This window comes from Catonella sp., assembly GCF_057250765.1.
Genome location: NZ_DBHIEC010000020.1, coordinates 18,702 through 31,938 on the forward strand (window position 1 = coordinate 18,702; position 13,237 = coordinate 31,938).

Sequence of the window (13,237 nt, forward strand, 5' to 3'; positions counted from 1 at the left end):
ATGGATTTTATAAATGAACTTGACTCGGAAAGTTTTAGTGAAGACGAGCTCAACGATATAAACGAATGCGTTTCCAATTTGTTGTCCACTATAGCAGGAGAACAGGGGCTGGATAGAAATTTTGGCATAGAGACAAGGGAAATAATGGATGTACCAACAGAAGAGGCTGAAAACCTAATTACTCTGGAAATAATAGAAAAAATTGATAAATATGAGCCTCGTGTGGAAGTTGACGATATCGAGTTTGAATATAATGGCGAAGGCAGGATGATGCCTAAAATATACTTTAAGAAAAGGGAGGCGAGCGATGAGGAAGATTGATGAACTGCCTGATATAGATTTCATTGACGGCGCAACCATTGAAGATGTAAAAGCTGATTTGATTAATGACTTTAAATCTGAATATAAAAGGATAACAGGGAAAGAAGCGTATTTGTCCGAGGCAAGCCCTTATATGATGATTATAAATGCCGTAGCATTGCAGATATATCAGCTCATGCAATACACAGATAATGCAGGGAAGATGAATCTTACCAAGTATTCCAGAGGGAAATATTTAGATAATCTTGTCGCATTTAAGGGGCTTATCCGAAAAGAAGCAGAAAACGCCAAAACAGTAATAAGATTTGAAATTAGTACACCTCTTGACTTTGCCCTGTCAATTCCTAAGGGGACAAGAGTCACAAATGGTAACAATATTTTCTTTGAGACGGAGCAGTACGCAGAAATTAAACTAGGGGAAACATTTGAAGATGTTGATGCACTATGCACGGAAAAAGGCATAAAGGGTAATGGAATAGGTGAAGGAGAGTTAAATATCATAATCAATCCAATACCTTATGTGGCAGCGGTAAGAAATATGAAGGCAACCTCAGGAGGTCGTGAAGATGAAAGCGATGAGGAGCTTTCTGAGCGTTATCTTGATGTATCTGAAATCTATTCAACTACAGGCAGTGAGGGAGCTTATAAATACTTTGCCAAGCAGGCTGATAAAGATGTTGAGGATGTGATCGTAAAATCTAAAGAAGATGCAACGGTTGAACTAATAATATCAAAAAAGGGTGGCGGGCTACCTGACGAGGGATTGCTTACCAGAGTAAAAGAATATCTGGAAGACGGGAACAGGAAACCACTTACGGACAGAATACAGGTAAAAGCTCCTGAAAAACTAGAATATAATGTAAGGCTGACATATTACATTAGTTCAGATAAAAAGGCATTGGTGGATAAAATCAAGTCAGATGTGGATACAGCCGTACAAACTTTTAACTTATGGCAGACAGAGAAAATAGGCAGAGATATTAACCCATCATATCTTACAAGTAAGCTTATGGAAACCGGTATAAAAAGAGTAGATATAGTTACGCCTGTCTATACCATCACGCCTGTAGAGTCTATTCCTGTAGTAAAGAGCATTAATGCCATATATGGAGGGCTTGAAGATGATTGATATTGAAAACAGCAGCATAATATATATGCTGCCATCGCACTTAAAACAAAAGCCTGAAATACAGGCTATTGGAGCCGCATTAAATGTACAGGCTAAAAAGGTGCTGAGCTTATGTAATCGGATTAGCCTGTATTCCAAAATAGAAGAATTGGACGGAGAGATTTTGGATATACTGGCAGCAGAACTTAAAACACAGTTCTACAATACTGAATTCCCTATCGAAATTAAAAGAGACCTCATAAAGAATGCGCTCAAATGGTATATGAAAGTAGGAACACCTAATGCCATTGAAGAGATGGTAACGGTTGTCTTTGGGCAGGGGAAAATAATTGAATGGTATGAATATGGAGGAAAGCCGTTTAGGTTTAAAGTCATCACAAACGCAACTATAGATAATACTAATATTGAGAAGTTTAACGAAATGATACGGAATGTCAAAAATGCAAGAAGTATTCTTGAAGCAGTTGAGAGCATTAGGAATATAGAAACATCGTACAAATACGGCTCATACACCTATGGGTATTATGAAGCCCCTGATATTGAATAGGAGGTAAAAACAATATGCCAATGCCATTTCAAAAAGCAGTCACTACAGAAAAGGGGGTAGAACTGCTTAACCGCTCTCAGGCAGGCGAGGGAGTTATCACCTTCGTTGCTATTGCAACTGGAAACGGTGTGTATAGCGAATTAGAAAAGAGATCGGAAAATCTTAGGAAATCTACAAACCTTAAAGCAAGCAAAAACTTCTACAAGATATCAGAAGTTAGAAAAGAGAACTCTAATAGTATTAAGGTTACAGCTGTTATAGGCAATCAGGACCCAGTAACTAAAGAAGCTGTGGTTACTGAAGGCTATAACATCAATGAAATAGGGCTTTTTGCCAAAATAGAAGGCGATTCAGAAAACATTCTATTGAGCATAGCAGTAACCGGTGGAGAACATGGCGATTTCTTGCCTGCCTTTACTGGGAAAGAAACCGCCCAGATAATACAGAACTATATTGTATCAATTAGTAATGACCTTGAAATAAGCCTTAAATATTCGGATGCAGCAGTAGCATTCAAAAGTGATGTTGATAAACAGCTTGCAGACTTTAAAAAGCAAGTATCCAAAGAGCAGACCGAACTCAATAAGGCTCTTGCCAAGGCCATCAAGGATATAGCCGACAGCAAGGGAGCGTCTACAACAACTTTCAATGCTGACGGCTCAATAACAACCGTTAACAGTTTGGAGACTATAACTACAACCTTCAATAAGGTTGATAAGTCAATAACGGAGCAACACGCTTATAAGAACGGAACATCAAAGACCTTAAAAACAGTTTTTGAAGGTAAAAAAATAATAACTACGGAGGTAAATTGATATGCAGGTTGAAGCGATTCCTATGCTGATTAATGGCGATTTTTTGAACGCACCACTGGATGTAAAGATGCATTTGGCAGATTACAAGATGTACGGCGAAGATAGCTATGTTTTTCAGCAAAAAGAACTATTATATGGATTATACGAATGTATGTACTTATCTATGAATGACAGGCGAATTAACGGAGAGGCTCTTGAATATCTTATTAAGAATAAGAGTGCAGGAAAGGTTATTGCAAGTATAGTTGGGCTAGAAAACAAAGAAGTTATTGAGAAACTAAGCAATTTTCAAGATATTGCTAATAATTCAGTGGCTGTACAAACCTTGCTTAATAACCCAATCGCATTAACGGCTATAATAAATAGTCCTACAGCAATTTCGATAATGTTAACAAATTCATATTCAAAACAAATGTTTGCAAATAGTACCGCTGCAATGCAAAGTATATTAAACAGCCCTAAATCTTTTCAGGTAATAGTTAATAATACAACCGCTATGGAGGCATTTGCAAATAGTACCGCTGCAATGCAAAGTATATTAAACAGCCCTAAATCTTTTCAGGTAATAGTTAATAATACAACCGCTATGGAGGTGCTTGCAAATAGTACTGTTGCAATGCAAAGTATAGCAAAAGATGCAAAAATTTTATATGTACTTTGTAAATCTAATACAGCCAGCCAAATTATTAAAAACAGCCTTCAAAATGTGACTATTAGAAATCTTATTTTGAACACTTTAAATAATGCACCTAAGCTTTTTTCAAAAAATGAGACAGCATGGTATTGTTATGATGTTGGAACAGCAAGAGTTGTAAGGGTTGTTGATAATGATGACACTATAGTCATTCCTACAGGAATAGCTGCTTATTATTCGAATTTTGAAAAAGGTTGTCTTTACTACGGAGCAGACCAATCAGAAATTGCCTGTTATAAAGGGCTGAGCACATCTGGTTCAATTAATAATATTGACAATATCGTATCATTTCGAGGTTTATATTTTTATGGGAATCAGTTTGTTAGGACTTTTGCAACTGTGTTTACAGCAAGACAGGAGGTAATAATATGAAAGGATTTATAAACGAATTTACCGAGAGTTCAGATATCCTTAAGGCTCAAATAACTGAGTTAGAATCTCGGATAAAAGATAAAGATAAGACCATAGAGGATTTGAAAGATGATTTAGCTCTTAAAGACAAGACACTCGCTGAACATGAGGATATGCTTGCTTCACTAGGCAAACAGCTGTCTAAGGAAAAGATAGAGGGTATTAAGAAGGATAAAACCATATTGGAGCTAGGTAAACACGAATCAAAGCTAAGTATGGAGCTTATGCGTGTGAAAAATGAAGTAAATGCAATCAAGCAGGCACTTGATAAGAAGGGAGGTGAATAGTATGGCTTGGTGGAAAATGTCATTTGCTAATCACTGGGTAACCGAAGAGGAATTGAGATGGGTAGTAATTACTTCCGATAATCCGTCCGGGGATATTACAAAGGAGCAGTACAAAGAGATTACAGATATTGATTTTGACAGGGAGGTGGAATAAAAATGACTATGTTTAATTGGCTTGTCTTATTGGGATTTCCCACGCTTGTAACGGCTGGGTGGAAGTATCTTGCAGTTAAGATAAAGCACAGCGAGGTGCAGACGAGGGCACTTCAAAGAGGTGTTCAGGCCCTGCTTAGGGAAAGGCTGATACATTCTTACCGCAAATTCTTTAAGTTGGGGTTTGTGGACTACAATGATAGATTAAACGTAGAAAATATGTACCAGCAGTACCATTCTTTAGGAGAGAACGGAGTAATGGACGATATGCACCATCGCTTTATGAACCTTCCTATCGGTTCTGAACAGGAAGTGGAGGAAGAGGCATGAAAAAGAAAAATAAGAGAGATAAGAAAGGCGGGTTCTCAAAGCTTATAATCTCGCTTGTAGTGGTTATGAATATTATATTTACCGTTGCAGTACTATATGTATTCTTAAAGACTTCGAGTGAGCCTGTTGCACTTGTGGGTGCTTGGTTTGCGTTTACAACAGGGGAACTCTGGATGCTTAGTTCAATTAAGAAAGAAAAGGTAAAGAAGGGAGATAGCGAAAATGAATGAGAAGATTGATTGGAAGAGGAAGCTTACTTCAAGAAAGTTTTGGGTGGCAATCATCGGTTTCGTAACTACGGTCATGATCGCATTAAATATCGACAAGATGACTGTTGAACAGGTTGCAGCCATTATATCCGCTATGGGTACACTGGTTGCCTACATCATAGGCGAAGGTATGACCGATGCTGCACATGTTAAGGAGGGTAAATAGATGATTAAAGTGGGTTCAGCAAGGATAGACGAGAATGGTAACGCTAACTGGGGCAAAGCAGGAGACCAGAATGGAAAAGAGGTTGCAATAGAACCATATTATAGTCATAGGTTAGGATGGCACATGCTTAGGGCTAAAGATGAGAATGTAGCAAGAAAGATAGGGCTTGCTATGATAGAAGCTTGCTTGAATGATAACATTGGCTATGACCAGTCTGGAAGGTACGGAGTTATAGAATGCCTTAAAGTCTATGGCAGGCTAGCTAAGATAAATAAACCTACTGAGGCTGATTGCTCTAGCTTAGTTAGAGCTTGCTGTATTCAGGCAGGTATACAGGTGGGCGACTTCAATACCTCTAGCGAGGTGGCTGTACTTGAAAGGACAGGGGCATTCCAAAAGGCTGTAATCGTAACCAATGATACTAAGCTTTGCCAGGGCGACATCCTAGTGACCAGGAGCAAGGGGCATACGGTTATAGTTACAGAAGGCTATCCAAGGGAAGATGAAAAGCCTGCGGTAAAGCCAAAGCCTGATAAGGCAGGCAGTAAGGCTAAGAAGAGCCTTGAAGAAGTGGCTAGAGAGGTTATAGCTGGAAAGTGGGGAAATAACCCTGAGCGAAAGGCTAAGTTAATAAACGCTGGCTATGTACCTGCGGAAGTGCAGGCAGTAGTGAACAAGCTCCTTAAATAAGACATAGGTCAGATACAGGCAATAACGCTTGTATCTGACCTTTTTTTAATTTTAAAAACTTTTTATAAATAGTAAAAGGAAACCGAGAAACTGGCTGCCTTTTATTGAAAAAATTTATTTAAAATGATAAAATAAGTCAACAAAAAGTTATATAAAAATATATTTATAAGAAACTTATAGGTAACACTTGCAGAAAACATGTTGAAATTATGAGGTTTTTATGATTGCTGTAAATAATCTTTAAAAGCTGGCAGAACTCACGCAAATAGGCTATAAATGTGGGTTCTGCCATATGCAATTTAGAGAGATAAACTATATAAAATTATGTGAAATTATGGTTATAGGTAACATATAGGTAACACGATAAATATTAAATAAGATTAATTGCATCTAACAGTTCCTTAATATCCAAATGGGTATATACTTTTTCTGTAAGAGTCTGTGCACCTGAATGCCCTACTATTTTTTTAATGGTAGTAGGGTATACTTTGGCAGCAGCCAAAAGACTGATGCAGGTGTGACGGGTGTCATGAGGACGGTGGTTAAGTCCCAATTCCTCTAAAACAGGTTTCCAGTATACAGTAAGATAATTCACATAATTAAGATGTATTCCTTTTGGAGAACTCAGAAGATATTCACAGTCATTTTTGCAATGCCAATGCTTAAAGAAAGCAAATGTTTTATCTGCAATTGGAACAGTCCTAATTCCTGCATTTGTTTTTGATTGTCTTATATAAAAACATCTATCATCAAGCGACATATCATCTTTTTTTAGGTCGAGAAGTTCAGAAATGCGAACTCCTGAATATATGAGCATAAGTATAATGGTTACATATTCATTATTGGAGTTTTTCCAAAGCAGAGCTATTTCATCACTATTAAAAGGAATATGGTCAGCTTTATTGGGATTTCCAGGGGATTTTATATCTACATATTCAGATATGTTTTTATCTTTTGTAATAATTTCATTCCTTACTGCATATTCAAACATCTGGCTAAAAAGGCATTTTACCATCTTAAGAGTGGGAGTATTTTTGCCTGATTCATCTACAACTGTTTGAAGATGCAGGAGTTTTATATCGGTCATACGAATTTTATGCAAAGGGCGGCAGATTTTAAAGGCATTTTTATATCCCCTTATATTACTTTCAGATATTTCAGCATATTTTCTTTCGGACCATTTATCATATACTTCATCAAATGTAATTTTAGATGCATCCACATCATAAGGGTTTTTGTTATAATCAGCCAATGCCTGTAGTCCTTCCTGTCTAGTGGCATAGTAGCCTATTATTATTTTTTTTTGTTTAATAGTCTTAGTGGCGGCATCCGTTTCCCAACCCTCTGTCTTGCTAACTATCCAAGGCCTTCTGCGATTTCCGCTTAGTTTTTTAACGGATCCATAACCGTTTGGAAGCCTTGTTGTGCGTTTTTTCTTTCTTTTAGTTTCCATAATTACACCAGCTTTCTAAAAAAGAGCATAAAAAATAAGCCTACACAAATGCAAAGGCTTATGGTATAATATAGTTGCGTTTTACGATAAGCCTTTGAGTCGCTCAGTGTTCCCGCACTGGCGGCTCTTTGTTTGCATAAGATATTTATTATTGTGTGATAAATTATTGGTTGTAAACTATCGGTTGACAACCACTTTCAGCAATTTTGTTGACATCAACAAAATTGGAACACACGTTTAGTCTTGAATCTAACTATCAATGTGCTAGAGTACACATGCTTTGTTGGTTCGTTGGTTCGGGCTGTCCTTACTAAGGTAGGTGACAGCCCACTTTTTAAGCCTTTTAATACTTTATAGATATGGAATTTCCATCAATAAAGATGTTTTTTTTCGAAGATAAAAAAGGGAGAAGTAAGCTTAAGACTCACTTCTCCCTTGGCTGTAAAAGCCAATGTCTTTTATACTGTCCGCTAAGGACAATGTTTTATAATAATAACTTTAAAGGGAGAAAATGTCAACACCTATTTTTTTGTATATAATTTAATCAATGCCTCATCTATTTTATTGATAAAATCAGTAATTTTGGCTATTGCCTGTTGTTTCAAATTATTATCCATATTCTGTTCCCTTCATCAATCATATTTTCACGAGAACCTTCCCCAAACCTTCGCCATACTCTTCGACTACATTTGAATAGTTCTTATTATACGATATAAGTTCATTATCATTTCAAATCTATGCGTTCAACTAGAACAGAAGGAATTGTTACTTCTGCACCCATAACAGTTGTATATGATTCTACATCAATAAAAATGCCGTATATGGTAACATTATCATCTTCTAGCAATCTGACATCTAATATATTAGGATCATATGTAAAAAGTATAATATCATCGTATCTGCCGTTAGTAGACATCCGAGCCTGATTAACAGCATCGCTTTCTATGACTTGTACAATCCTGCCACTAAACTTTACTTTTTCACCCATATATTTTTTTGGAGAACGTGCCAGCTGATTATAGGTTATTCCGGTTTCGTAACCCTTTGCTTCTTTTGCTTTACGTTCTGCTTCTTCTTTTTTCTTCTTTTCCTTTTCTTTTCTTTTCTTTTCTGCTTTAAGCTCTTTTTCCTTTTCTTCCTCTTCTATACGTTTTGCCTCTGCCTTTGCAAGCTCAGTTTTTTGTTCTTCTTCTGTCAGCTTGAGAAAAATTCCGGCTTTTTCTTCTAGTTCGGAATAATCCGCCTTTAACTTATTATAATCGTCTTCAAGTTTAGAATAGTGACTTTCAAGTTCAGAATATTTTGCTTTAAAATCTTCTTGTTCACTGGAAATATTCCCATTAGATACAGTTGACTTACTGGTATCATTTTTGGCAGTAGAACAGGAATAGAGAGCCATTGAAACTAAAGTTGCTGCAAGCACTAAACCGATAACTGTTTTTTTAATCATAATAAATCCCTCTCTTTATTAATTAATTTAATAGAATACATCATTGACCACCGAACAAATGTTTGGTATAATATAATTATTCCCAGAACACAAGTACGGAGGTTTACAAAATGGACTACAAAAAATGTATCATTGAAATGCTTCAGAAGGCAGATGTTAGAAGATTAAAAATCATCTACGCATACGTGAAAGCAATCATGGAGAAGAGGGCTAAGGACTAACTTGGTCCTCTTCATTTTCTTTAGTAAGTCTTATTGCCATTTTTTCTAAAAGCTTCCATTCTGATTCGTCAAGTTTCGCAAGCATTGATATGAACTTTTTCATAAAAGAATCATCGTCAACACTTTGAATAGTTCCGATAAATTTAGCAATTTCCTCGTCACGGGTACGCTCAATAAACATTGAGCCTGTTCCGTTTCTCAACCACTCTTCATCTACATCGAATTCCCTGCATATTGACTTAATCATCTGCTCGGTTAAACTACGATTTCCATTTTCGATATTTGATATAGCTGATTTTGTAACACCAACGCGTTCTCCAAATTGGTCTAATGTTATATGCAATTCTTTTCTTAAAAGTTTAAGTCGCTCGTTCAAAACAACACCTCCCTTCATCAACATATTACAACACTTAAAAATAAATGTCAAGAAAAAAGTTTTCAAAGAATACAAAAAACTGTTGACAAAATATTCAATGTGTACTATGCTATATTCATAGACAACCAAGTTGCAGAGAAAAGAGGTGATTTATATGAAAGAAAGTGAAGTAAAGATAATAACGGTAATGCTTGAAGCTCTTCCGAAGATGTCAGATGTACAGAAAGCTAAACTCTTAGGATATGGAGAAGCGATAGTTGACTTAAAGGAAGAGATGCAGAAGAAAGCTAAGGAAGAAAAAGATACAACGCTGGAAATTGCGTAAGGGAGGAGGCGAGATGGAAGAAACTGATATTGAAAAGTTAAAAGAAGAAAACAGTAAATTGAAAAATGAAATTTTTTATCTTAACAACGAACTGAAAAAACTTAGGGCTGTGACAGTTGCTTTACCTGTAGATGCGGAATTAGAAGAAAAGCTTAATTATTTTGCTAATAATCCTAAAACTCTTATTGTTTCAGAACTGCTTGAAATTCTTGAATGCTCCAAAAATAAAGGCGATTTTGAAGCTGCCCTTAAGGCATTGGAAGCGTTAAAAAAAGAGGCCGACTTTTATAAAATGTCAAGCCTCTTATGGGAAGCTAAGAAATAACAGGATTCCCGAGCTCGTCAATTTCAATCTTTTTTACAAACATTGAAATTTTAAGTTCTTTGCTTTCGGCAAGCATATCACCGTAGTTATAGGGAAATTCAAATGTTCTTGTCTCTGAATAAAGAACAGTTAAATTCCCTGTAATTAACAGGAAGGCAAAGTCTATAGCTGTAGGGAATCCTGCATATGGGGCATCAGAATTATCAGATAGTTCTTTGGTTGCAAACAACTGGTAATTGATATTGCTTGACTCAAGATTTTCAACAAAGTCTAAGAATGTGTGCCAGTTTTTGATTATTAGCATTTTACACCTCACTTTAAAAGTCTGCCGATACAGACAAACGCATGGTTACAAGAGAATTATACAAATATATGTTGTGTATTGCAACAGAAAAGAGGTTGAAAATGAACAAACTTAAAGAAACAAGGAAAGCAGCTAAAGTTAAACAATCGGAGATAGCAAAAGTGTGCAGGATATGCCAACAGCAGGTTTCAATGTGGGAACTAGGAAAGAGAGAAATCCCAGTAAGACATGCCAAGAAAATCGCTGAATTATTAAGATGTGACTGGCGAGTATTTTATGACTAAAAAATAAAGAAAGCAAGGAGGAGATATGGAAGAGAAGAAAAATGAATATATGAAAGAATTAGAAAAGAAAATACCTGAAGTATACAGCCGGGAAAGAGTATTTATCCTGATGAAACATTTTAAGGAAATGTCAAAAGAAGTGAAAGGCTTTTACCCTGATGAGAATACAGAAGACTGCTTATGTAAAAAATATGACGAACTGGGAAAAGCCTTTGATGAAGTATTTAAGGCTGAGGCTAAATACCAAAGTGAGTTTTTATAAATGATATGGCAACATCTTTAACTATTTCAAGTGTAGTTACACCTATGGTTGAGGCAAGCTTATTCTTGGTCTTATCAAAGATGTCATCGTTTCTGATAGTATCAAGGAAATCATGCCCTTTGCTGGTAAGTCTTTCAACCACATATTCAGGGTGGACGCCTTTACATGGCGATATTTCTTTGACTTGCAAATAGCCGGAATCTTCAAGCAGTAAGACATGATAGCGGACTTCGCTTAAAGAGTATTCATTGGCTGCATACTTGCCAATATCAAGTCTGCTGACATTAGAATTTTCAGTAACTAATAATATATGGCGAATTAAGTCAAGGTTTCTTTTCATGGCTATGCCACCTTTTATAATAATTCAGCTCGACAAAGCTGATAAGGTAAGTATAGCACAGGAAGGAGGAGAGATGGAAGAGAAGAAAACAGATGTAAAGATTGAAATATCGTTACCACACAATGCTGGACGAAATTCAGTTGAAACTGCAAAAAAACAGATGAAAGAATGGATTGAAAAGGCTGAGGAATTAGAGAAAGAGCACAGCGTTAACTGTACTCTCTGCTTTAAGGCTTAGGGTATTATCTCAATGCTTCTTTCGTAAAGATAAGGACAGTATAGTACAGCAAGGAGGAGATATGGAAGAGAGAGAACTAGAAAACTTGTACAAAAATATATTAGATGAACCGAGAAAAAGAGCAAATCCAAATGAAGAACTGAGGTGGATGAACTTCAATAGGGTAAATACAGAGGGATTTGAAAAAAGTGTAGTACTTTTCAGTAAATGGCTTGGGATAATCAATGAGGCTATGTTTAAACATAGAAGCCTCCGCATTGAAATTATTTACAATGCAGAAGCTGAAAAAGCAGAGATGTATGTATATACACCTAAACACGATGAAATGGACAATAATCAGGAATCTCCAAGCGTTTAATATCTGAGTTTTCATCAATCATAAAATATGCAGAATTAAATGCCGGTGGAATCCATTGTAAACCGTTCCAAGTTCTTTTCTCTAATTGGTCGGTCAGAGACACTTTTTCATCAAGAGAGAGTGAAGAAAAGTCAATGAAGTATTTGTGTAAAGACATAGATGCATCCCCTTTCATAATATTTCAGCATTGCAGTGCTGATAAGGGGAGTATAGCACAGTAAGGAGGAGAGATGGAAGAGATTACTATTGAATACAGAGAAATGGTTAAAAAATATTGTACATTTGTAAATATAAAGCTTGATGAAGCATTAGATGGAAAGTCACAACTTGCGGACATAGATATTGAATCAATGGCAAGAACGGCAAATACGCTTGTTGTGACTTTCAAAAGAGTAGCAGATAATCAGCCTTTATAAAGCCATTCTCTTATACTTTCGGGCGGAGATATTCTACCGGACAGACAATCCCATTCACTGCAGCCGGTAGAAAAAGTATAAACATCATCTGCCGCCGCAACAGGGGAGTGATAAAAGCCGTACCGTTCACCTGAGATTTCTAAGGTATAGCGGTTATTGCTGTTAAGGAAAATGCGCATTAATCCAACAGAACTTTTATACAACCACATAAATTATAATCCCCTTTCTATATATTTCAGCTCTGCAAAGCTGATAAGGGGAGTATATCACAGCAAGGAGGAGAGATGGAAGAGAAGAAAAACTTTAAAGAAAAAGCTCTTGAACGGATAAAAACTTTTGAAGGCATGACATACGCAGAATGGGAACTGATAAGCGAAATTATGGATGGTGTATTTAAAAGAAAGATAGCGACATCTTCAAAAGATATTACAGTATCAATTGAAGATGTCACAAAGACAAGTACAAACAGGCTATTCAGATTCTAAAGTCTGAATAAAGACAGGTGATATGCTGTAAGATTTGCCCTTGTATACGATTGATACATAGTCCTGATTAAAAATAGATTTTCATTTTTTCTTTTGAATGGTGCATAGATTTCGGAATTTCCATCCAGCCATTCATCCAGAGTATAAAGATGTTCGCCGCCTATTTTACAATCAGGATCATCATTGAGGCATACCCATTCACCTAAAAGGCAAGCATAAATTTTATCCATTGTGTATCTCCCTTCTATAATATTTCAGCTCTGCAAAGCTGATAAGGGGAGTATAACACAGTAAGGAGGAGAGATGGAAGATAAGGACAAAAAAATACAGGTAGAGTATTTCTATTCGGATAAACCTATGATGAGTTATAGCGCAATGATAAGAATATCAGAGATTGAAAAAGGAGGAGTGTACATTATACCTTCCTCGGAAATGAATACCAAGCCTATCAAGTTGGATTGGTAGTTATACAAGTAAATACACTTAGGAAGGAGAGCGGATGACTGAGCTAAAAACATTTAGTAATTCAGAATTTGGGAACATAAGAGTAATTGAGGTTGATAATGAGCCTTGGTTTGTTGGCAAACA

General features: G+C 36.3%; 26 protein-coding genes. 20 read left to right on the forward strand and 6 right to left on the reverse strand.

Annotated features, from left to right (window positions below; genetic code table 11):
• From ACO6HM_RS09990 to ACO6HM_RS10040, 11 genes are read left to right on the forward strand one after another with little or no spacing between them, the layout of a single operon-like run.
• Positions 1 to 321 carry a GPW/gp25 family protein gene (locus tag ACO6HM_RS09990; RefSeq protein WP_485390900.1) on the forward strand — a complete coding sequence of 107 codons (321 nt, stop codon included), beginning with the start codon at positions 1 to 3 and terminating at the stop codon, positions 319 to 321.
• On the forward strand, positions 308 to 1,450 hold the full coding sequence (locus tag ACO6HM_RS09995) for a baseplate assembly protein (RefSeq protein ID WP_485390901.1): 1,143 nt from the start codon (positions 308 to 310) through the stop codon (positions 1,448 to 1,450). Before ACO6HM_RS09990 ends, ACO6HM_RS09995 begins: the two co-directional genes overlap by 14 nt.
• Positions 1,443 to 1,997 carry a phage tail protein gene (locus ACO6HM_RS10000; RefSeq protein WP_485390902.1) on the forward strand — a complete coding sequence of 185 codons (555 nt, stop codon included), beginning with the start codon at positions 1,443 to 1,445 and terminating at the stop codon, positions 1,995 to 1,997. Before ACO6HM_RS09995 ends, ACO6HM_RS10000 begins: the two co-directional genes overlap by 8 nt.
• 14 nt (positions 1,998 to 2,011) lie before the next feature.
• Complete coding sequence (locus tag ACO6HM_RS10005) at positions 2,012 to 2,812, forward strand: hypothetical protein (protein WP_485390903.1); 801 nt, start codon at positions 2,012 to 2,014, stop codon at positions 2,810 to 2,812.
• Between the two features lies 1 nt (position 2,813).
• Positions 2,814 to 3,878: a hypothetical protein gene (locus tag ACO6HM_RS10010; protein WP_485390904.1), complete on the forward strand. Its 1,065-nt coding sequence runs from the start codon at positions 2,814 to 2,816 to the stop codon at positions 3,876 to 3,878.
• A complete protein-coding gene (locus ACO6HM_RS10015; RefSeq protein WP_485390905.1) occupies positions 3,875 to 4,204 on the forward strand; it encodes a hypothetical protein in 330 nt (109 codons plus the stop codon). The genes ACO6HM_RS10010 and ACO6HM_RS10015 overlap by 4 nt, the downstream gene beginning before the upstream one ends.
• Position 4,205: 1 nt before the next feature.
• Complete coding sequence (locus tag ACO6HM_RS10020) at positions 4,206 to 4,358, forward strand: hypothetical protein (RefSeq protein WP_485390906.1); 153 nt, start codon at positions 4,206 to 4,208, stop codon at positions 4,356 to 4,358.
• A 2-nt stretch (positions 4,359 to 4,360) separates the two neighbouring features.
• Entirely contained in the window at positions 4,361 to 4,687 is a 327-nt protein-coding gene (locus ACO6HM_RS10025) for a hypothetical protein (RefSeq protein ID WP_485390907.1), read from the forward strand.
• A complete protein-coding gene (locus ACO6HM_RS10030) occupies positions 4,684 to 4,917 on the forward strand; it encodes a hypothetical protein (RefSeq protein ID WP_485390908.1) in 234 nt (77 codons plus the stop codon). Before ACO6HM_RS10025 ends, ACO6HM_RS10030 begins: the two co-directional genes overlap by 4 nt.
• Positions 4,910 to 5,122, forward strand: a complete 213-nt coding sequence (locus tag ACO6HM_RS10035) for a hypothetical protein (RefSeq protein WP_485390909.1) — start codon at positions 4,910 to 4,912, stop codon at positions 5,120 to 5,122. The genes ACO6HM_RS10030 and ACO6HM_RS10035 overlap by 8 nt, the downstream gene beginning before the upstream one ends.
• On the forward strand, positions 5,123 to 5,812 hold the full coding sequence (locus ACO6HM_RS10040) for an endolysin-like domain-containing protein (RefSeq protein WP_485390910.1): 690 nt from the start codon (positions 5,123 to 5,125) through the stop codon (positions 5,810 to 5,812).
• Positions 5,813 to 6,182: 370 nt separating this feature from the next.
• Here ACO6HM_RS10040 and ACO6HM_RS10045 read toward each other — a convergent pair whose 3' ends face one another.
• The 3 genes from ACO6HM_RS10045 to ACO6HM_RS10055 form a co-directional block, all read right to left on the reverse strand.
• A complete protein-coding gene (locus ACO6HM_RS10045; protein WP_485390911.1) occupies positions 6,183 to 7,265 on the reverse strand; it encodes a tyrosine-type recombinase/integrase in 1,083 nt (360 codons plus the stop codon).
• A 724-nt stretch (positions 7,266 to 7,989) separates the two neighbouring features.
• Positions 7,990 to 8,715, reverse strand: coding sequence for a hypothetical protein (locus tag ACO6HM_RS10050; RefSeq protein WP_485390912.1), 726 nt, complete (start codon positions 8,713 to 8,715; stop codon positions 7,990 to 7,992).
• Positions 8,716 to 8,925: 210 nt separating this feature from the next.
• The gene (locus ACO6HM_RS10055) at positions 8,926 to 9,312 is read right to left on the reverse strand and encodes a helix-turn-helix domain-containing protein (RefSeq protein ID WP_485390913.1); all 387 of its coding nucleotides are present in this window, start codon (positions 9,310 to 9,312) and stop codon (positions 8,926 to 8,928) included.
• A 154-nt stretch (positions 9,313 to 9,466) separates the two neighbouring features.
• On the opposite strand from ACO6HM_RS10055, the gene ACO6HM_RS10060 reads away from it, so the two are divergent.
• Positions 9,467 to 9,637, forward strand: a complete 171-nt coding sequence (locus ACO6HM_RS10060; RefSeq protein ID WP_485390914.1) for a hypothetical protein — start codon at positions 9,467 to 9,469, stop codon at positions 9,635 to 9,637.
• Between the two features lie 13 nt (positions 9,638 to 9,650).
• The gene (locus ACO6HM_RS10065; protein WP_485390915.1) at positions 9,651 to 9,962 is read left to right on the forward strand and encodes a hypothetical protein; all 312 of its coding nucleotides are present in this window, start codon (positions 9,651 to 9,653) and stop codon (positions 9,960 to 9,962) included.
• Here ACO6HM_RS10065 and ACO6HM_RS10070 read toward each other — a convergent pair.
• On the reverse strand, positions 9,952 to 10,266 hold the full coding sequence (locus tag ACO6HM_RS10070) for a hypothetical protein (protein WP_485390916.1): 315 nt from the start codon (positions 10,264 to 10,266) through the stop codon (positions 9,952 to 9,954). The genes ACO6HM_RS10065 and ACO6HM_RS10070 overlap by 11 nt on opposite strands.
• Before the next feature lie 101 nt (positions 10,267 to 10,367).
• Here ACO6HM_RS10070 and ACO6HM_RS10075 point away from each other — a divergent pair, with 101 nt between their 5' ends.
• Together ACO6HM_RS10075 and ACO6HM_RS10080 are read left to right on the forward strand one after the other, a co-directional pair.
• Positions 10,368 to 10,550 carry a helix-turn-helix transcriptional regulator gene (locus ACO6HM_RS10075; RefSeq protein WP_485390917.1) on the forward strand — a complete coding sequence of 61 codons (183 nt, stop codon included), beginning with the start codon at positions 10,368 to 10,370 and terminating at the stop codon, positions 10,548 to 10,550.
• A 25-nt stretch (positions 10,551 to 10,575) separates the two neighbouring features.
• Positions 10,576 to 10,812: a hypothetical protein gene (locus tag ACO6HM_RS10080; protein ID WP_485390918.1), complete on the forward strand. Its 237-nt coding sequence runs from the start codon at positions 10,576 to 10,578 to the stop codon at positions 10,810 to 10,812.
• On the opposite strand, the gene ACO6HM_RS10085 is transcribed toward ACO6HM_RS10080, so the two are convergent.
• Entirely contained in the window at positions 10,787 to 11,152 is a 366-nt protein-coding gene (locus tag ACO6HM_RS10085) for a DUF2513 domain-containing protein (protein WP_485390919.1), read from the reverse strand. The two genes, ACO6HM_RS10080 and ACO6HM_RS10085, sit on opposite strands and share 26 nt — an antisense overlap.
• A 73-nt stretch (positions 11,153 to 11,225) precedes the next feature.
• Between ACO6HM_RS10085 and ACO6HM_RS10090 the strand changes: the two genes are divergently transcribed.
• The 4 genes from ACO6HM_RS10090 to ACO6HM_RS10105 all read left to right on the forward strand — a co-directional run bounded on the left by ACO6HM_RS10090 (position 11,226) and on the right by ACO6HM_RS10105 (position 12,649).
• A complete protein-coding gene (locus ACO6HM_RS10090) occupies positions 11,226 to 11,390 on the forward strand; it encodes a coiled-coil domain-containing protein (RefSeq protein WP_485390920.1) in 165 nt (54 codons plus the stop codon).
• 61 nt (positions 11,391 to 11,451) lie between these two features.
• A complete protein-coding gene (locus ACO6HM_RS10095) occupies positions 11,452 to 11,748 on the forward strand; it encodes a hypothetical protein (RefSeq protein WP_485390921.1) in 297 nt (98 codons plus the stop codon).
• Positions 11,749 to 11,978: 230 nt separating this feature from the next.
• Complete coding sequence (locus tag ACO6HM_RS10100; protein WP_485390922.1) at positions 11,979 to 12,164, forward strand: hypothetical protein; 186 nt, start codon at positions 11,979 to 11,981, stop codon at positions 12,162 to 12,164.
• A gap of 284 nt (positions 12,165 to 12,448) precedes the next feature.
• Positions 12,449 to 12,649, forward strand: coding sequence for a hypothetical protein (locus ACO6HM_RS10105; protein ID WP_485390923.1), 201 nt, complete (start codon positions 12,449 to 12,451; stop codon positions 12,647 to 12,649).
• Here ACO6HM_RS10105 and ACO6HM_RS10110 read toward each other — a convergent pair.
• Positions 12,646 to 12,879 (reverse strand): hypothetical protein, encoded by a 234-nt coding sequence (locus ACO6HM_RS10110; protein ID WP_485390924.1) that lies wholly within the window; start codon positions 12,877 to 12,879, stop codon positions 12,646 to 12,648. The genes ACO6HM_RS10105 and ACO6HM_RS10110 overlap by 4 nt on opposite strands.
• A 73-nt stretch (positions 12,880 to 12,952) precedes the next feature.
• Here ACO6HM_RS10110 and ACO6HM_RS10115 point away from each other — a divergent pair, with 73 nt between their 5' ends.
• Positions 12,953 to 13,114, forward strand: coding sequence for a hypothetical protein (locus ACO6HM_RS10115; RefSeq protein WP_485390925.1), 162 nt, complete (start codon positions 12,953 to 12,955; stop codon positions 13,112 to 13,114).
• The last annotated feature ends 123 nt before the right edge of the window (positions 13,115 to 13,237 follow it).